Source organism: Paenibacillus sp. KN14-4R (genome assembly GCF_052180255.1).
GTDB lineage: Bacteria > Bacillota > Bacilli > Paenibacillales > NBRC-103111 > Paenibacillus_AM.
In genome coordinates, this window is record NZ_CP197466.1 from 3785510 (window position 1) to 3803811 (window position 18302).

General features: G+C 42.3%; 14 protein-coding genes, 1 pseudogene and 1 riboswitch. Of the genes and pseudogenes, 7 read left to right on the forward strand and 8 right to left on the reverse strand.

Features of this window, described 5'->3' with window-relative positions:
- The first annotated feature begins 279 nt into the window (after positions 1 to 279).
- From ACSBOP_RS18650 to ACSBOP_RS18670, 5 genes are all read left to right on the forward strand, one after another.
- Positions 280 to 1590 (forward strand): ABC transporter substrate-binding protein, encoded by a 1311-nt coding sequence (locus tag ACSBOP_RS18650; RefSeq protein WP_442602003.1) that lies wholly within the window; start codon positions 280 to 282, stop codon positions 1588 to 1590.
- 126 nt (positions 1591 to 1716) lie between these two features.
- Positions 1717 to 2655 carry a carbohydrate ABC transporter permease gene (locus ACSBOP_RS18655; RefSeq protein ID WP_442602004.1) on the forward strand — a complete coding sequence of 313 codons (939 nt, stop codon included), beginning with the start codon at positions 1717 to 1719 and terminating at the stop codon, positions 2653 to 2655.
- Between the two features lie 10 nt (positions 2656 to 2665).
- Complete coding sequence (locus tag ACSBOP_RS18660; protein WP_442602005.1) at positions 2666 to 3499, forward strand: carbohydrate ABC transporter permease; 834 nt, start codon at positions 2666 to 2668, stop codon at positions 3497 to 3499.
- Positions 3500 to 3547: 48 nt separating this feature from the next.
- The gene (locus ACSBOP_RS18665; RefSeq protein ID WP_442602006.1) at positions 3548 to 4555 is read left to right on the forward strand and encodes a ComEC/Rec2 family competence protein; all 1008 of its coding nucleotides are present in this window, start codon (positions 3548 to 3550) and stop codon (positions 4553 to 4555) included.
- A gap of 202 nt (positions 4556 to 4757) precedes the next feature.
- A complete protein-coding gene (locus ACSBOP_RS18670; RefSeq protein WP_442602007.1) occupies positions 4758 to 5402 on the forward strand; it encodes an SGNH/GDSL hydrolase family protein in 645 nt (214 codons plus the stop codon).
- A gap of 13 nt (positions 5403 to 5415) precedes the next feature.
- On the opposite strand, the gene ACSBOP_RS18675 is transcribed toward ACSBOP_RS18670, so the two are convergent.
- Positions 5416 to 6258, reverse strand: coding sequence for an AraC family transcriptional regulator (locus tag ACSBOP_RS18675; RefSeq protein WP_442602008.1), 843 nt, complete (start codon positions 6256 to 6258; stop codon positions 5416 to 5418).
- Between the two features lie 125 nt (positions 6259 to 6383).
- Here ACSBOP_RS18675 and ACSBOP_RS18680 point away from each other — a divergent pair, with 125 nt between their 5' ends.
- The gene (locus ACSBOP_RS18680) at positions 6384 to 7400 is read left to right on the forward strand and encodes a C45 family autoproteolytic acyltransferase/hydolase (protein ID WP_442602009.1); all 1017 of its coding nucleotides are present in this window, start codon (positions 6384 to 6386) and stop codon (positions 7398 to 7400) included.
- 53 nt (positions 7401 to 7453) lie between these two features.
- Here ACSBOP_RS18680 and ACSBOP_RS18685 read toward each other — a convergent pair whose 3' ends face one another.
- From ACSBOP_RS18685 to ACSBOP_RS18710, 6 genes are all read right to left on the reverse strand, one after another.
- A complete protein-coding gene (locus ACSBOP_RS18685; protein ID WP_442602010.1) occupies positions 7454 to 10135 on the reverse strand; it encodes a Cna B-type domain-containing protein in 2682 nt (893 codons plus the stop codon).
- Positions 10136 to 10180: 45 nt separating this feature from the next.
- Positions 10181 to 10819, reverse strand: coding sequence for a class D sortase (locus ACSBOP_RS18690; protein ID WP_442602011.1), 639 nt, complete (start codon positions 10817 to 10819; stop codon positions 10181 to 10183).
- A 55-nt stretch (positions 10820 to 10874) separates the two neighbouring features.
- Positions 10875 to 10961: riboswitch (cyclic di-GMP riboswitch) on the reverse strand.
- Positions 10962 to 11122: 161 nt separating this feature from the next.
- Positions 11123 to 11881: an ABC transporter ATP-binding protein gene (locus ACSBOP_RS18695; protein ID WP_442602012.1), complete on the reverse strand. Its 759-nt coding sequence runs from the start codon at positions 11879 to 11881 to the stop codon at positions 11123 to 11125.
- Positions 11882 to 11885: 4 nt separating this feature from the next.
- A complete protein-coding gene (locus ACSBOP_RS18700; RefSeq protein WP_442602013.1) occupies positions 11886 to 14204 on the reverse strand; it encodes an ABC transporter permease in 2319 nt (772 codons plus the stop codon).
- Positions 14189 to 15487 (reverse strand): MFS transporter, encoded by a 1299-nt coding sequence (locus tag ACSBOP_RS18705; RefSeq protein ID WP_442602014.1) that lies wholly within the window; start codon positions 15485 to 15487, stop codon positions 14189 to 14191. Before ACSBOP_RS18705 ends, ACSBOP_RS18700 begins: the two co-directional genes overlap by 16 nt.
- The gene (locus tag ACSBOP_RS18710; RefSeq protein ID WP_442602015.1) at positions 15480 to 16130 is read right to left on the reverse strand and encodes a TetR/AcrR family transcriptional regulator; all 651 of its coding nucleotides are present in this window, start codon (positions 16128 to 16130) and stop codon (positions 15480 to 15482) included. Before ACSBOP_RS18710 ends, ACSBOP_RS18705 begins: the two co-directional genes overlap by 8 nt.
- Positions 16131 to 16297: 167 nt before the next feature.
- Here ACSBOP_RS18710 and ACSBOP_RS18715 point away from each other — a divergent pair.
- Positions 16298 to 16621, forward strand: a pseudogene (locus ACSBOP_RS18715) (SDR family oxidoreductase); the annotation flags it as partial.
- A 118-nt stretch (positions 16622 to 16739) separates the two neighbouring features.
- On the opposite strand, the gene ACSBOP_RS18720 reads toward ACSBOP_RS18715, so the two are convergent.
- Positions 16740 to 18182 (reverse strand): alpha/beta hydrolase family protein, encoded by a 1443-nt coding sequence (locus ACSBOP_RS18720; protein ID WP_442602016.1) that lies wholly within the window; start codon positions 18180 to 18182, stop codon positions 16740 to 16742.
- Positions 18183 to 18302 lie beyond the last annotated feature (120 nt).

Here is an 18302-nt window from a genome sequence, read left to right on the forward strand (position 1 = left end):
TTCCAATAATCGAAAAAAGCATTTTGGGTGGAGACGATGAGAAAACCCTGATGCCTAAGTGATTCCTTGATCGCAAGGAATTACTTAGGCACGGGTTTACTCATCGTCTTTTTTGTTAAGATTTATCTTTTCCTTAACAATATTTTATATTGGGAAAACATAGCACTAACAAATGGGACCTAAAGTGAAGACTATGATTATCTAGTTGAAACATTCGATATGAGGAATAAGCGGATATTGATCAAAAAATACAATGACACGAGAGGGGATATTATATCCATGAATTTGAAAAAATGGTTGATGGGAACAACGGTTGCACTCTTTACTATGACAAGCCTAGTTGCCTGCTCTTCCAACTCTGCTACAAACCAAGCTACACCCGCTGCCAAAGTAGAGGAAGATAAGTCACCTATCAAAATCCAATACTGGCATGCACACGATGACGATCAAACCAAAGCATTGAATGATGCCATTCAAGCATTTAATACCAAATACCCATGGATTACGGTAGAACCTATTTTCCAAGGTGATTACGACACATTGCAAAAGAAACTAATGGCAGCAGTAGCAGCTAAAGAAGTTCCAGCTGTTACGAATATTGAAGTTTCCGCACTGCCTCAATTCGCCGATGCTGGCGTACTTGCTGAATTAGATCCTTACATCAAAAGAGACAAGGTTGATACGAAGGACTTCTCCCAAGGGATGTTAAAAGCTTATTCATTCAAAGACAAGCAATATGCGCTTCCACTTATTGTAAGTACGAGCGTGTTCGTGTATAACAAAACCATGTTTGAAAAAGAAGGCGTAACTCCACCGCAAAAATGGGATGAAATCGAAGCATTTGCTAAAAAGTTAAGCAAAAAAGAAGGCAATGAAGTTTCCCGTTATGCATTCTCCGTTCCTGGATGGTCCACTTGGTATTATGATCCTTGGATTACAAATGCAGGCGGATCGATCTTGACAGAAGATAAGAAAAAATCGGCTATGGATCAACCAGACAGCATGAAATTCTTGAAAAACTTCAAAGAGTGGAAAGACAAAGGTTACATGCACATCGGCTATGGTAAAGGTGCTTCCGATACCATGCGTCAAATGTTCTTCGACGGTAAAATCGGAATGGTTGAACACACTTCCGCTTTAATTAAATGGTATATCGAGAAAGCGAAATTCGAGATCGGCGTTTCCTTTATCCCTGGTGACAAAAAACGTATCTCCCACATGGGTGGAGCTAGTATCGCAGTTATGGAAGGCGCACAACAAAAGCAAAAAGATGCGGCTTGGAAATTCGTTGAGTTTATGACAAGTGCTGAACGAAACATCAAATGGGCAGATGGCACTGGCTACCTCCCTACTCGTAAATCCGTTGTAACTTCAGAAGAAGGTAAAGCTTACTTCACGAAATACCCGCAATACAAAGCGGTAATCGATAACTTTGATAACGTAGTAGGCGGGTTGCAGCACCCTGGTTATGGCGAATTCAGCTCTGCGTATAAAGACGCTCTCGGTAAAGTCGTTCTTGAAAATGCTGATCCAGAAGCTGAGCTTAAAGAAGCTGCTAAGAAAATGAATGACATCCTCAAAGACTTTTAGAGCAATGTTCAAAAAGTGTCGTGATGGAGAAGGAAGAGTGCCTAAGGCATTCTCTTTCCCCAGCGCGACACCCCTTTTTTTATAACACACTCTATATAAATGTAGAAATGAGGTAGGTTCACAAACATGAACACCCCAATCATCGAGACAAAAACAACGCCCACGAAACCGAAGAGAGCATTGTTTCATTATCGTAGAAAAGAAAGTTTTAAAGATTTCCTTCTAGCGCTACCTGCTCTATTGCTTCTCGGAATTTTCACCTATTATCCACTCGCTAATTCCGTCTATCTCAGCTTCACAGATTGGAATATGTTGAAACCGATAAAGAAATTTATAGGTTTTTCCAATTATGAGAAACTGCTCGTAGATCCAGAACTGTATCACACGCTAAAAGTAACATTTCTTTATACGATCATTGAAGTATCGCTTGAACTCCTCATCGGTTTGGCGTTAGCGGTTCTGTTCAATGTAATGAGTAGAGCATTCAGTGCGATGCGCCTAATTATTTTTATGCCGCATTACATTTCGATGGTTGTCGCATCTATGGTGTTCATATGGATTTACAATCCGGATTACGGCATTCTGAACAGTATGTTGAAGCTATTCGGCATCTCGCCTGTCAATTGGTTAACCAATCCTTCGACAGCACTATGGGCTGTTATTATTGTAGCGATCTGGAAGGGCGTCGGATTTACGATGATTATCTTTATCTCGGGCTTGCGTGGCATTCCACTAGATTACTATGAAGCAGCAAGTATTGATGGAGCGAACAAATGGCATCAACTTCGTTACATCACCATTCCGTTATTGTCTCCGACAACGTTGTTCCTCGTGATCACATCGTTCATTTCATCCATGCAAGTATTCCAATCTGTAGATGTTATGACGAATGGCGGACCACTCAAATCCACGCATGTCATGGTGTATTGGATATACGAAATGTCGTTCGGACAGTTCAAAGTTGGTAAGGCATCGGCATTAATCATTATGTTCTTTATTCTCATTATTGCACTCACTGCAATTCAGTTATTTATCTCTAAAAAGAAAGTTCACTACGAAGGGTAGGTGCTCCATAATGACAATTCGTAAATTGGGAAGCACTTCCCGTTATGCACTCGCTATCATCGTTACTTTACTCATGCTGTTTCCATTATATTGGCTTATTATTACTTCATTTAAGTCACCGGCTGAACTGAAGAGCGCCGTACCTACATTCTGGCCGCATGAATTCACCTTCAGTAACTATGTAGATGCATTTAATAAAGCACCATTTCTCCGCTACGGTCTGAATACAATCATCCAGACAGTTGGCCTTGTACTGCTTCAGGTCAACGTTGCTTTATTTGCTGCCTATGCGTTCGCCAAGGGGAATTTCCCCCTACGTGATACATTATTTGTGGCTGTCATTGCAGCCATGGTCGTTCCAGAACAAGTTGTCTTCGTTCCTGTATACGTGATGATGTCGAAGCTTGGATGGTTAGATTCATTCTGGGCACTGATCATTCCCAATGGAGCCTCCGCTTACGGGATCTTCCTATTACGACAGGCTTTCAAATCCGTAAATAATGAAGTAATCGAAGCAGCGCGTGTTGATGGTTCCGGTCGAATCCATATTCTATATCGCATCTTGGCTCCTATGGCTATGCCGACCGTTATAACTGTTATTATCTTTAAAGTAATCAGCAGCTGGAACTCCTATTTCTGGCCGCTCGTCATGACGAATACAGATAATATGCGCGTGTTAACTGTCGGAATTGCTATGTTGAAAAATTCAATTGGGGGTGGTGAGACACTAAACTTCCATCTCGTTATGGCGGGTAGTGTCATCGTTATTGCACCAATTGTACTGCTGTTTATTTTTGCACAAAAATATATCATCACCGCAATGTCCAATTCAACATTTAAATGATAGATACACGTCTAGAAAACAAGGATCTAAGACGGGAGGTTACTAACAATGATAAAACCACTTTGGCATCGAATCGGGAAAAATATCGGGGTTGCTGCATCTACAGCTGCAATCCTGCTTCTCGTTGCTTGTGCGCAGTCACAACCTAGTGCTAATGTTCCAACAACTTCACCAGACAATAAAGGAACCGCATCTGGCAAAAATACAGCATTGCGTACAGCTGAATTTTTTGACCCGAACAATGGGAAAGATCAACTGACAATCCGTTATTTTCATTTGGACTCCCCAGATGACTCTACAGACAGCATCTTGCTTCGGACACCTGAAGGAAAGACCCTGCTTATCGATGCAGGTACACCCCAAGTTGGTCAGAAACTCGTCGATTTTTTAAATAAGCTCAACATTCAATCACTTGATGCTGCTTTAAATACACACCCGCATTCCGATCATATCGGTGGATATTCCACCTTACTAGAGAAAGTAAAAGTCGATAAATTTTATATGGAAAATCTTCCATACCCGGATTCCAAATCTTATAACAACGTCATTAAAGTGCTAGAGAGTAAAAAGATTCCTGTGGAGTACCCGGAAGATGGTTCCACAATTCCCCTTGGCAAAGATGTGAAAGTGGAAATATTAAATCCGCGAAAAGGGGACTTACCTGGCGTTGTCACAAACTACGACTACTCCACAATAAATAACCAATCTATGGTCATCAAAGTCACGTATAAACAGAACAGCTTCCTATTCACCGCTGATATCTACAAAGAGCGTGAATACCAACTTGTCGATTCCAAAGGAGCAGCCTTGCGTTCAGACTTTATGGATGCTCCCCATCATGGAAATGCCACATCATCTTCTAACACATTCATAGAAGCGGTATCACCTAAAATTGCAGTAATCAGCACCAACCTTCTCCTAGCACCCGATATTATGAAACGGTATGAGAAAAATAAAGCGCAGGTATACGCGACAGCCCTGCACGGTAATATCCTCATCAAATCAGATGGCGAGAAGATACAAGTTGTGACGGAAAAAGATTGGCAGGCCAACTAACGAAAACTGCCATTATACGAAGATCTTTCAAAGAAACCACTAAACGTTAAGTTTAGTGGTTTTCTACAAGCAAACGCTCATATTAACGCATTCGTTGTTAATGTCCACACAACCTGTACATGTCTCTCATACCTTAATATTAAGCTACCGCTTGTGGAGACACAAAAGCTAGCATTGATTCTAGTTGGAGTTGGTGATACTCATGATCTATACAGCACTTGGAGATTCCATCACATACGGTCAGAATGCCTCATCTTTGACAAAATCATATCCCCATTTAACAGCATCTGCTCTCAATACGAGTGCACGTCAGGTTCGTGTGTCTGTTCTAGCTCGTCCTGGCTGGACCAGCAGCAATTTATTACGCGCTCTGGTATGGAGAGGGTCATCTGCCATTAGCCGCTCCTCCATGGTTTCGGTATGGATTGGAGGTGTAGACTTAGCTAACGGCGCTTTAGCCTTACTTCGAAGCCATAAGTCGATAGATGTTGAGCAAATAGCAGCAGGCTACAGCAGGAACTTAAGTGCTATTTTTACTCATATTCGAAAAAGGAGTCGTGCTCGTATCGTATGCTGCACCCAATACAATCCATTTCCGAATAGCCCTCTTGCCATTGAGGCGATTGCTCTATTTAATGGCATGGTAAGTAATATTGCTCATCATCACGATGTCACCGTTGTTCCCACCCATAGGTGGTTTGAAGGCAATCAGGCCGAACTCTTAGATGGATATCGAAACGGAAAAATCGAAGATGCCTTAGGCGGATTTATGCCTATTCACCCCAATGATCGGGGGCATCGAATGATTGCAACGGGATTGAGCCCGTATCTTATCCCACGACAGTAATCGATGATATTTGTCACCCTGATATCGGCACAAAAATTTGAATAACGTTATCCGCTTGGTTGACCCCATTAAAACGATCACCATAATACTCAAAATCAAAAACACCGTTTAGTTCCAACCTGTTCTGCATAAACCACGTTCCATAAATGTAACGATAGGTTAACGGTAATTTCTCTACGCATCCAAGGTGCTCGAACACCATATAGTTCCCTTTTGGAATAACAAATTGCTGCTGTTCATCTGTCACCTCTAGATTCTCTGCTGTTGAAGCCGCCAAATAGGTGTATGTGACATCTAGCTCCATGTTATCAGCATATTGAACGATGCCGAACTTGTCAGCTCGCTTATTCCGGCATTGCTTGAACAATTGGTTCCAACAATCATGAATATGTGCAATTGAACTGCTCTGGGGCAAATAACCCCTGACTACTTTTTCATCAAGGTGAATCTGTTCCACCGCTTCCGCTTCAAGCTGCTGGATATGATCAAGGTATTCTGTTCTAAGCTCTTTCATCAACAAATTCGGCGGAATGCGACCAGCACCTCTCCACTCATTCGGCAGCACACCAAACCGCGACTTAAACGCTCTTGTGAACGTTTCATGGGATTCAAATCCGTACAGATTAGAAACATCTATAATCCGATAGTTTTTCCTGCGGAGCGTCTGCGCAGCTTCTGTTAATTTTCTAGCCGTCATATATTGCCCTACCGTATGACTTGTCACTTGGTGAAATAGTCTTTGAAAATGAAATTTGGAATATCCCACATGATTGGCAATATCATCAACATTCGTTTTTTGATCGAGTCTTTGCTCAATAAACGCGACAGCTTCCATTATTCGTTCGATATATTCCATTAAATAATCCTCCATTATGATAAGCCGAAATCTTTATCATCATTTTAGCATCATTCGTCAAAAAGATACCGTTTCACTCCTCTATAATACTCCGTGAAGTCAATTGAAGAAGGAGTGAGCCATCGATGTATCATCCGCGTTTACAAGGTAATCATTTTGACATGGGCTATAAATATGGAAGCTTATTGTATAGCAAAGGGGTCCGATTCGACCCCGTCATCCAATTAAATGATGATCAGATTAAGTTTGGTTCAGAGTCTTTATCCATCTGTAAGAATTATTATCCAGAAATCCTCGAAGAGATTAAAGGCATGGCGGAAGGGGTCCATTATCCTTTTGAATCATTTGCGGCTTTTCTATTCAATCTTGGCGTCTTTGGTGAAGCATACGGGTGCACTTGTTTTTGCTTTAAACACGGGAACGATATCGTATTTGCTCGCAATCATGATATGTTTTCCCAATTCAAAAAAACGACAGAAAGCTGCTTATATCGACCGAATAACGGCTATACATTTATTGGTCAAGGGGATGCCTTAATTGGCAAGGAAGACGGAGTGAATGAACATGGTCTTGCGGTTGGCATGACATTTGTAGCTTCTAAGCAAATCAAACCTGGATTCAATTTTTTGTTCATCGTTCGCTACTTGCTGGAGAAAGCACGGAACGTAGAGGAAGCAATCTCCCTGCTCCGCTCATTGCCTATATCCACAGCTCAGAACATCATTCTAGCAGATAAAAGTGGCGAGATGGCCGTTGTTGAGTGCTGTTCGCAAAGAATCGTAGTAAGAAGGCCCGAGAACGAGGACAACTTCCTCATTGCAACCAATCAATTTATGGATCCATCCATGTCCGAGCTTGATCATCGCCCCGAAAGCGACTGGTACTCGACACAAACCCGGTACCACAATGTATATCAATCCCTGCTAAAGGCAGAAAATCGTGATACTCTTCAGATCGCTCAGGACATTCTATCCGGCAAATGCGGGTTCATGTGTCAATATAAAAAAGAACTACGGTTCGATAGTCTCTGGTCCTTCATCGTTAGATTAAATGATTTGAAAATCTTGAGAGCCGAAGGAAATCCCGGCAAAACAAAGTTTGAGGAAGATACTCGCCTCAATTGGGCGATTCAGAAAGGGTAGTAGAGACGAGTGGAGCAAGCAAAAAAGCTCCACTCTATTGAGTGGAGCCTTAATTATTTTTGAGCTCTAGGACGAACGAATAGGATGATTCCAAAGATACATAACAGTATGCCTACAAGCTTGAAGATCATTCCCGCAGATGATTCTCCCGTTTTAGGAAGAAGAGATACCGAATTGTCATCACCTTTATTAGATGTAGAATCATTTGTTTTCGTATCTGTAGGTTTTGAATCCTTTATCTTTGTATTCGTAATGTCATAGCCGTGTACTTCGGATTTGTATCCTGCAACAGGATGTTCTTTTACAGTATACGTATAAGCTTCGCCATCTTTATCATAAGTTGCTAAATCTGCAAACGTATATTTCCAACCATTTTCCGCTGTTACTTTCTGTGTTTTAATGACTTTGTCATTTTGTAGTAAGTCAACTTGGATCATGCTTGGACGGTCTGCCGCATTATCGTCGTTCCACGTCTTCGTTCCTTCTACTTTAGTTAGACCGCCCGGAACTGGTGGAAGTGGATTTACTGGTTCCGTTGGTTTTGTGCCCGGATTTGTAGGCGTTGTCCCTGGTTCCGTGGGTGTTGTTCCTGGATCTGTTGGTGTTGTGCCCGGATCCGTTGGTGTTGTTCCTGGATCTGTTGGTGTTGTTCCTGGATCTGTTGGTGTTATACCTGGATCCTTTATTTTTGTATTCGTAATGTCGTGACCGTGCACTTCCGATTTGTATCCTGCTACCGGTTGTTCTTTTACGGAATACGTAAAGGCTTTGCCCACTGCATCATTTACTGCCAAATTCGCAAATGTATATTTCCAACCATTCGCTGCTGTTACGTCTTGGGTTTGGATGACTTGACCGTTTTGCAAGAGGTCGACTTTGATGCTGACCGGACGATCTGCCACATTGTCATCTTTCCACGTTTTGGTTCCTTCTACGGTTGTTGTTTGCGCTACTTTTGTATTCGTAATGTCATAACCGTTGACTTTGGATGTATATCCTTCTACCTGCTGTTCTTTGACGGCATAAGTGTAAGCTTTGCCCTCTGCATCATTTACTGCCAAATTCGCAAATGTATATTTCCAACCATTCGCTGCTGTTACGTCTTGGGTTTGGATGACTTGACCGTTTTGCAAGAGGTCGACTTTGATGCTGACCGGACGATCTGCCACATTGTCATCTTTCCACGTTTTGGTTCCTTCTACAGTTGTTGTTTGCGCTACTTTTGTATTCGTAATGTTATAACCATTAACTTCGGATGTATAACCGGCTACGGGTTGTTCTTTTACAGTATACGTATAGGCATTACCGTCAACATCATATGCAGGTACATCTGCAAACGTATAGTTCCAACCACTTGCTGCCGTTACGTCTTGGGTTTGGATCACTTGACCTTTTTGCAGCAAATCTACTTTGATTGTATCTGGTCGATCTGACGCATTGTTATCATTCCATGTTTTTGTCCCTGATACAGACATCGTTTTCACTTTATTCGGAATCATAAGCTTAACGCCTTTTTCAGCATTCGCATCAATCTTAAAGCTGATTTTTTTATCAGGGTCAAAATTCAAATAATCTGGAGCACTAATCTCTTGTACATAATAGTTTCCTACAACTAAGTCAGGAACTTCAACTATACCTTGTTCACCCGTTGTGTGGATACCTCCAATTTGTTCACCTGACTCTTTGTACAACTTAAACGAAACATCTGGGATGAATTTATCTTTATTCCCTTCAATGTGCTTAACAATTCGTAACGTTCCTTTAGGTGGTAAATCACCATCGGCAGCGCCACCCATATCAATATTTTTAACCTGAGCATCGCCTGAATCAGATACTGAATCTTCATATAGAATCTGGTAATCGACTGTATAATTATTTTTAAAGAAATCTTGTTTCTTTCCACTCGCAGTGATATCGGTTTTATAGTTAATAATATAACTATAACCACTGCCTTTAGCCTTATTAATAACAACATCGAATGAGGTATCGCTGGTAATATCAATACGAACTCCATACTTACCATATTCATTCAATGAAATATACTTACCATTAACTGCTACGGAAAAACTATTTTTCTGAAGCGTTTGTCCTTCTTGTATACGATCTGATATTTTAATATCTTTATTCAAATATTTCTTTCCATCATTCACATATAAAACCCAACGCACTTCATTGGTATTATTCGGTAGAATATCGCCGGCTTTGCTGAAAAAATTTGTAGATGTTCCGCCACTAGTTGGGCCAACAATGGTTACCGATTGCTTAACTAAAGTAGTACCGAGATCAGTTTCAATGGTCTTTGTTTCTCCCGCTGGTATATAAGATCCCATTACTTTAAAATAGAAAAAACCTCTAATATTTTGAAGTTTTTCAACGGTATCACTAAATGTACATACCACATTCGTTTTCGTTACTTGACAAGTACCAAAATTATCTCCTTTGCCATTTTCTAATGGGAATGTTCCACTAAATCCTTGCAATTCTGGAGGCAGTGTTAATGTTAGTGTGTCTCCAGCCTTCATTTTATTTCCAGATTTATCACTGAAATTCACTGTGATTTGAGTCTGTTCACCGTAATTCAATTTTGTTTTGTCAATCATGAAACTATCAACAAGTCCGGTTGTATTCAATTCTTGTGCATTTGCTATTACAGGTACAAGACTCTGACCTATAGTAAACATAAAGATCATAATGGTTAAAAACATTGAAAATACTCTTTTTGACTGCCTGCTCATGCTGTTTCCTCCTAATTTTCCTTTTTATATCAGGTAGCATTTGGGCTACTCTATTATTTTCCCTTTAATAATCAGTCGATGGGTAGGGTTTATTATTGGATCACAAGTAATAAGTGTAAATTCCTTATCCTTGCCGTCGGGTTTAAGTACCCACACCTCATCTGGCTTGACACGTAACTTTTCCGTTACGGTGTATTCGAACTGTCCTCTTCCATTATTAACCTTGATTTGATCCCCCAAAGTCAGTTCATCCAACCTATTAAAATTCCTTCCATACGTCCGACTTCGATGGCCGGCTATGGCATAATTCCCAACTTCACCCACATTGCCCGTATTCACAACACTGGCGACAGTCTTTCTCATGTTCTCTTGCGTTGCTTCGTGAAGAATGGGAAGCTCTAAATCTATTTTGTCGATCGTTAGAATTCCTTCTGTAATCCCATCCTCTTTGAAGGCTTTATGGTCTTCGCTGCCTCGAACCGCGGGAAGGGTAGATGTGAGGTTCACGCCTTTCTGTGCTTGCTCCACAGGTTCTTCCGTGATGTCAATGTTATGAAGACTCGCCTGCCATTCCTTGAGCAGCTGTTGTTGCTGATAATCACGATACATCTCCGTCATTTTTGGAAATACCATGAGCACGATTCCAGTAACGATAAGCAGGATGGCCGTGATTTTTTTATTCATCTACCCTTTCACCTCCCCTAAACGCAAAAAAACGCCAGACTGCATTAACAATGTTAATTGCAGCCGGACGATCATAAGTCAGTAACTCTTAGATTCCAAAGCTTTGCGACCTAACCTTTCGATTAGTGTGCCATATTTATGTATTTGTCCTTAGTTATGACCTAATGGCTTATTGGTATAGACCAATATATACCATGCATATATGAATGTCAATTTTTGAAAATAAAAAAAGTGAAAGTTTTTCAGAACGAGACACCCCTCTGCTAATGAAACAATAGCCAGAGTATCACTTAACAATTAATATCATATTCCTATTTCTCTCATTTTCACCGTTACTTTCTCGACCCTGCCATCCATATCCGCCCCGTCAAACTTCGGAAGCTTCAGCTCACTTACGATTGTTCCGTCGCGCATAAACATAATACGCTCCGTCCGCGCCGCAACCTTGGCGTCGTGAGTTACAAGCATAACTGCAGTACCTTTCGTGTTGATATCGGAAAATATGTCCATAATCTCCTGCGCAGATTTTGAGTTGAGCGAACCCGTCGGCTCGTCGCCGAAGATGATTTCGGGGCTGTTCATAAGCGCTCGACATATTCCCGCACGCTGAAGCTGACCTCCCGAAACCTGTGTAATGTCGCGCTTTTCAAGCTCCGCAATGCCTACCCTTTTCATAAGAACTCTTGCTTTTTCCGTAATTTTTGCAGCGTTTTTTCTGCTGCCCCGCATGGACGGAAGAATGATGTTGTCGATAATATTCAGATTTTTAAGCATAGTCGGCTGTTGGAAAATAAATCCCATTTTTATTCTGCGTATATCTGAAAGCTCATTCTCCCCGACCGCCGATAAATCCCTACCGTCAAAAACGACCTTTCCGTCATTAACGCCATCCGTTCCGCTTAGCGCAAACATCAGCGTTGATTTTCCCGACCCCGAAGGTCCCATAACCGCAACGAACTCGCCCTCGTCTATGTAGGCAGACACTCCATCGAGAATATTGCGCTTTTCATCGCCCTCGCCGAAAGATTTTACAATATGATCACCGATAATAATCTTCTTCATATGCCTACTCCTTTATATTTTCAGAAATTTTTATTTGTCCCGCGCCCGATGTGCCGATTATTGTTGCGATAAGTACCGAACCTATCATCATTAGCGGACTAAACAGATACGCCGAAAGCGGATTGACCGCAAACTTAAACGTCGACGCTCCAAAGGAGGAGATCACCGCACCCGCAAGCATCTCTCCGAGAGTGTTAGCCAGAAGCGTGCCGAGAACAATTCCGACAATCAGAACGAATACCGAACGCGAAACATACTGCGCCTTAATATCCGAGTTTGTAAAACCAAACGCTTTCATGACGGCAATGGAATATCTGTCTTTTGCGACAAGCATTTTCATAAACAACAGTGTAACCAGTACCGTTATAATGAGCGCAACGGCAATTGCAGCACTGGAGACCTTTCTGACGGAGCTTATTATCGAGCCGAATGTCTGTGTAACAAATTCATCAATGTCTGAAATCTTTGCAAAAACAAACCTGTCCGCATATACCGAAGTTCTTTCGACGACAAAAGATTTATCCAAAAGCTCCGCGCAGATAATGCTCCACATCATGTCTGCCGAATTGTCGGTAAAAACAGCCTTTGCGGTTTTGCCACCGTTGGTAATGTCGGAATAAATTCCGCTTATCGTGAGACTTTTCTCTTTCCCCTCAATCACTAGCGTAATGACATCGCCGACCTTTTTGCTCAGCTCATTGGCGTTCAAAGCCGAAAGTGCAATTTCGTTTTCTGCGGAGGGTGCTCTGCCCTTGGAATATTCTATAGGGAATATCGAATGGTCGCCGAGTTCAACTTTTATATTTTCCTCCGATCCGTCTTCCTTTTTTGCTTTGAATGTTTTTGTTGTAAGGACAGCATATTTTGAAATGGTACTGTCGCTCTTCATCATCTTAATAATTTCAGCGGCTTTTTCAGAGATATTGTCGGTCTGCTGAATATCAATGCGCATATCGTAGTTTCCAATCCCCATATATTGGATAAAGCTTTTTGAGGAAATCGTGTTGTACAGGTTCTGCGGAACAATAATGATAAATGCCGAAATCACCAGCACCGCAAGCATTGTGGCGTAAAGTCTTTTCCTTGCGAGAACATCTTTGATACCGAGAAAAATATTCGTGTTAAACAGCCTGTTTCTGCTCAGGCTAAAACGCTTTGCGCCCGCGTTTTTTTCCTGTGAAGTGCCAAATCGTATTGCTTCCGCAGCAGATATTTTCCGAAAGCGTCTCAGCACTCCACTTACATAGGTAATAATTGCAAGGAATACAAGCAGTATACCGATTATTCCTAAAGCCACGGCAAAAGAGGAATTTTCGCTTTCACCCATATAAAGCCGTATATTTTCAAGAAGATTGCCTTTAAACATAATCGAAAGTGCAAAACCAAGAATACTGCCTACCGCCGCAATCGCTGCATATTTCGCAAGATAAATCTTTTTTATGTCGGAAACACGCAGCCCTATTGCCTTCATAACGCCAATTTCGCGGTAGTCGTCTTCGATTTTCGCAAGGAGCGTAAAGCGTATGCACATAAATGCGATCGCAACGACAAGTCCGCTTACAAGAAGTATTACCGCAATCATCATTCCGTCTGAAAGTGCGTTCATCATTTTGAAAAGTCGATATGTAACTGTTGGTCCGTTCGCTTCAAGTCCTGCGGTGACATAAGCAGTCTCAAATGCGCTGAGTGCCGACAAATCCTTTAATCTGAACTCAATCAGATACTCCGTACTTCCAAGGTTTTTTATTTCCGTGTAATCATTTCTACTTACAAGAAATCTCTTTGAGGCGGAGAGCGTGGAATTCATCTGCGAATCGCGGAGAAATCCCGCAACGATAAATTCCTTTCCGCTAACTACGGCCTTATCACCGACCTTTGTGGTCTTGTCCCTCATATAGCTTATTGGAACATAAAGCTCGCCGTCGGTTACGTTTATGATGTTTCCGTCAAGATCAAGAAGATAATCGAATTTATCACTCTGCATGCTGAAACCGTTATCCTGAACACTATTTGCAAGCGATCTATTGTCCAATCGAATTTGTGAGCCGTCCATGTTGAGAAATTCAATCACCTGAAAATCATCCACATTGTTATTTTTCTCCGCAAAAGATGTAAGCCGCGCAATATCAATTTCACCCGAATGCATCTGCATAAAATGCGGAGTTTTAGCTTGTTTCATAAGCGTATCTAGCGCGCCCGAAAGATTGACGACGAGTATCGCCGCGAGCGAAACAAGCATAGCCGAGGCGGCGACAAATATGATTGTTGTCAGCGTGATCAGTTTGCTCTTTAAAATATCATTGCGGATTATTCTGTTATACATAAGTCACCTCTGCGTTCAAGCTTTTTAACCGATTTCAAGTTGTACAGAATTACTGAAGTCACACATAACAAAATCCCAGCGATAATAATAAGCAATCCCGTACCTCTGCCACTGCCCGTGCCAATGATCTTTCCCACACTGTCAGCAAGCACTCCTCTGTCAACTAACAAAGGAGTGAACACATAATCCGCAAGCACACCCGAAAGCGCATAAGCGGCAACAAATCCAAGCTGTGAAATTAACCCTATTAATGACCATGCTCTGCCCTGAACGGAATCATCAATGTTGGTACGAACAAGAAAATCGAGGCTTACGTTTGCAAACGGCATCATGGCAAAAAAGAGAAACCCCGAAATACAGATCAAAACAATATTTTCGCGCAATCCGAACGCCACCATAAACATTCCTACACAAAACAGCGAAATCGAAAGGATTTTCACATAACCTTTTTTTATTGGAAGAAATCCTATTATCACACTTGATACGAGCATGCCCGAAGCGACAATGGTTTCAATCGTTCCTATTACGGAGCTGTCCGTAAAAGCTAGCAGCATCGGTATGGAAAGTGTTTCGATAACTCCAAGGAAAAATGTCAGCACCGATGTCATAATCACAAGAACAAGCACACCTCTGTTTCCGGAAACAGCGCTCCAACCGTCTTTGAATTCGTGGATAAACGATTTTGTCTGTTCGTATGTCTTGGAAGCAAGACCGCTGCGTACAGCAAGAGTAGTAGTAACAGTGACAAAAAAAGTGCAAATGTCGATTACAAGCAACAGCTTTATATCCGAAACAGTGAGCAAAAATCCCGCAATTATAGGAGAAATCAGAAATTTCGCCGAGCCTGCCACCTGGACAAGACCGCTTGCCTTAGAGTACTGCTCCTCGGTAAGTAAATCCGTAACCGTAGCTTTGTATGCGGGATCAAGTAGCGATGCAAACACAGAGCTTATTGTAACTCCCACGCAAATCTGCCATAACTGCGCTTCTCCGTTAAGCATACATATCAATATAAATACAAGTCCCAGCACAGAAAGACTATCGCCCAGCACCATTAGAAGCCTGCGGTCATAGCGGTCCGCAAGCACTCCCGCCACGGCACTTAAAAGAAGCGACGGCATAAACGCAAGTAAGATTACCAGTGCCATTGCCGATGCCTTTCCCGTCTGCTCAAAAACATAAACCCCAAGCCCGAACGCTGTAAGCCCGCTACCTATCGCTGAAGTAAGCTGTCCCGACCACAGAAGAAGAAATTTTCCGAAGGATTTTCCCGATTTATTCATTGCTGCCTCCATCTCCACTGCCAAACATCTGCATAACGATGGACATTAGACTTCCGCTTTCGGCACCAAGCATCCTTTCTACGTTGAAAACAAACGCCTGCATGCGTGAAGCGCGCTCCTCGTTCGTCATTTCAACCATATCATCATCAAAAACGGTATTCGCATATATCACAACCATTTCCATGCATTCATACGGGAACGGCGTGTTGAACAATCCTTGCTCTATGCCTTCACGGATGATTCCCGTCAGTATCGGGGGAACGCCGTTGATGATGACCTTTTGTATTTTCTGATGCATAAGCGCGTTCTGCGGCTTGTGAATGTGCTCCATAATTTCCTTGCTGCTTCCGTCACTTATGTTAAGAGCCATAACAACGCCAATAATGCGCTCGTGTAATGGAATACTCTTGTCTGCTCCAATTTTATGCGCCGCGCCTAAAAGACGAACACTATACCGCTCAATCAGCGCATTCATAATATCCTCCTTAGACTTGAAGTGATAATACAGCGTTCCCCGCGCAATTCCGACCTTTTCGAGAATATCGTTTGTACTAGTACCGTCAAAGCCCTTCTGACCAAAAAGCTTATCAGCTGCGTCAAGTATTTCGTTCCTGCGTTCCTCGGCTTCTTTTACAACTCTCATTTTAATTACCTCCTCTATCACCGACCGACTGCCTGTCGGTTAAATAGTAACATGTTATTTGGTGATGTCAAGGGCATTCTTAATTACGTCAAAAAAATGCCACATAAAACACACCAATAAAAAAGAGCCTTCGCCCCGAAGTACTCTATTAAAACGTATCCTGTTCTACTGCTTATGAAGGAAACGAACAATTGATGGATTATTCAGCGACCAAAGGAGCCATTGTCGCCTTCACACGTTCCCTATCTAAGTCCCTAATCAGCAAAGACATTCGAGTCAACGGCGTCGTCCCTGGAACGATATGGACTCCACTCATTCCCGCTTCTTTCCCAGCGGATCAAGTAGCAAACTGGGGCGCCAAAACTCCGATGAAACGTGCGGGGCAACCCTATGAGATTGCTCCAGCCTACGTTTATTTAGCATCGGACGATTCCTCTTATGTATCCGGACAATTTCTTCATATCACCGGTGGAGTAATTATGAACGGTTAAGCAAAAAGGAGCTGACTCAATGCAGCTCCTGCACGATAAGTTCTTCGTTTGCTGAGGGTCTGACAAAAATTTTGTGTAAAGTCAGTTAATAGACTCTCCTGGTTATAATCAAAGCTACTTATTCATTCACTGTAAAATGTACATCTGGATATTGGACAGCCGCAGATTGCAGCGTGGAGTCGCTCTTTCCTTTTAAATAGTGATCGAAGAAAGCAACACTAAAGGCATTCACAATCCGATGATCCCGCCTTGGGTCTGAACTGCTTAGTCCGAGCATTGGAGAAAATAGCGAAAGATCGGAGAAACTTGCATGCTTCGAACCCGGAATCAAGATCGATAGCCCACCGCCTGCTAGGGCATTTCTAGACTTCTCGATATACTCTTTGCGTGGGGCTTCGAATGCTTCGCGAGTTACATTGCCCAACTTCCCCGCAACATCTTCATATTTCGTCATTACTCTACTGTACGTTTCATCGGAATACATCATAAGGAGCGGTTTCCCTAAGCCTTTTTCCGAAACTGATGGGCCATAGAACCCACCATCCATACTCACTGCTGCCTTCACGCGTAGATCATTCTTGATCATTTGCAAAGTCACGGCACCTCCGAATGAATGACCCAGCATGCCGACCCGATCTAGATCCATTTTTCCAGCAAAACGACCCGCAGTATCATACTGATTTAGCTTCTCCAATTGATTAAGTACAAAAGTAGCATCAGCTGTCCAAAGCGGAATATGCGATTCATACTGGCTATTTGAGGTCAAATTGCGATCAACCTTACTTAAGGCGACTTTTCCATCTGGATACATCGAAGCTGCCGATTCATACGCATAATCAATGCCCACAACGATATAACCGTGACTCGCAAGCTCCTCTACTTGGAACGTATTTTGATTCCGATACCCATTCATCCCATGGGAAAAGATCAACACCGGGTAACGACTTTCTTTATCCGAAAGCTGAGCATCCAGCCAAGCGCGGGATTGAACAAGCTCTAGGTTGTTTAGTGTAAAAGCAGGGAGATCCATCATTTTGGTTGAGATCGCTGCCGTCATATCCCGTGCGTTCTGGAGGTAAGGACTTACATGAAGATTGACTCTTTTGATCGTTGGATACCAGAACTGCACCATCAGCTCACGCTTGTCAGCAGGGTTATTCGAATAAGGTTCTCTACGTTGCTCATCCACCCAATGATATGTCGTCGTTCCGACGGAATACGGACCTGTCATTTTCTCAAATGAAAAGACTGGCAACATTGTAGGCAAGAGGATCGAGACTAGGAAAAATACACTGAGCAGCCCAGCTTGAACTGCAACCCGAACTTTCCTTCTGCTGCCTTTTCTTCGTTTTACGAAATAATAATGTGTAGTCAATAACAGAGGTGTCACATACGCCGGAATCATCTCCCAACGGGCACCTTCTACCCAGATTTGTGCTAGTATCAGACCATAGGAAACCGCCAAAGCATAATAACTCCTAACGCCTTTCCAATTGGTAATCAAAGCCCAGAACAACAAGCTAAAATTAATCATAATCAAACCAATCTCAAGCAGCCTCATCTCATCATCCCCCTCATTCTCATTCTTTCTCTGCTCATAATTTACGCAGTAAAAATTAAGAGGAAGTGGAGGATCATCTGAATACTTTCTGAAGATTGGATTGGGGAAATAAATATTTCT

What these genes read in the sequence shown, in the direction of transcription:
- ACSBOP_RS18670 (WP_442602007.1), top strand. Translation starts at nt 4,758, where the DNA reads ATGATCTATACAGCACTTGGAGATTCCATCACATACGGTCAGAATGCC.
- ACSBOP_RS18690 (WP_442602011.1), bottom strand. Translation starts at nt 10,819, where the DNA reads ATGAATAAAAAAATCACGGCCATCCTGCTTATCGTTACTGGAATCGTG.
- ACSBOP_RS18710 (WP_442602015.1), bottom strand. Translation starts at nt 16,130, where the DNA reads ATGAGAGTTGTAAAAGAAGCCGAGGAACGCAGGAACGAAATACTTGAC.
- ACSBOP_RS18705 (WP_442602014.1), bottom strand. Translation starts at nt 15,487, where the DNA reads ATGAATAAATCGGGAAAATCCTTCGGAAAATTTCTTCTTCTGTGGTCG.
- ACSBOP_RS18665 (WP_442602006.1), top strand. Translation starts at nt 3,548, where the DNA reads ATGATAAAACCACTTTGGCATCGAATCGGGAAAAATATCGGGGTTGCT.
- ACSBOP_RS18695 (WP_442602012.1), bottom strand. Translation starts at nt 11,881, where the DNA reads ATGAAGAAGATTATTATCGGTGATCATATTGTAAAATCTTTCGGCGAG.
- ACSBOP_RS18660 (WP_442602005.1), top strand. Translation starts at nt 2,666, where the DNA reads ATGACAATTCGTAAATTGGGAAGCACTTCCCGTTATGCACTCGCTATC.
- ACSBOP_RS18650 (WP_442602003.1), top strand. Translation starts at nt 280, where the DNA reads ATGAATTTGAAAAAATGGTTGATGGGAACAACGGTTGCACTCTTTACT.
- ACSBOP_RS18720 (WP_442602016.1), bottom strand. Translation starts at nt 18,182, where the DNA reads ATGAGGCTGCTTGAGATTGGTTTGATTATGATTAATTTTAGCTTGTTG.
- ACSBOP_RS18700 (WP_442602013.1), bottom strand. Translation starts at nt 14,204, where the DNA reads ATGTATAACAGAATAATCCGCAATGATATTTTAAAGAGCAAACTGATC.
- ACSBOP_RS18655 (WP_442602004.1), top strand. Translation starts at nt 1,717, where the DNA reads ATGAACACCCCAATCATCGAGACAAAAACAACGCCCACGAAACCGAAG.
- ACSBOP_RS18680 (WP_442602009.1), top strand. Translation starts at nt 6,384, where the DNA reads ATGTATCATCCGCGTTTACAAGGTAATCATTTTGACATGGGCTATAAA.
- ACSBOP_RS18675 (WP_442602008.1), bottom strand. Translation starts at nt 6,258, where the DNA reads ATGGAATATATCGAACGAATAATGGAAGCTGTCGCGTTTATTGAGCAA.
- ACSBOP_RS18685 (WP_442602010.1), bottom strand. Translation starts at nt 10,135, where the DNA reads ATGAGCAGGCAGTCAAAAAGAGTATTTTCAATGTTTTTAACCATTATG.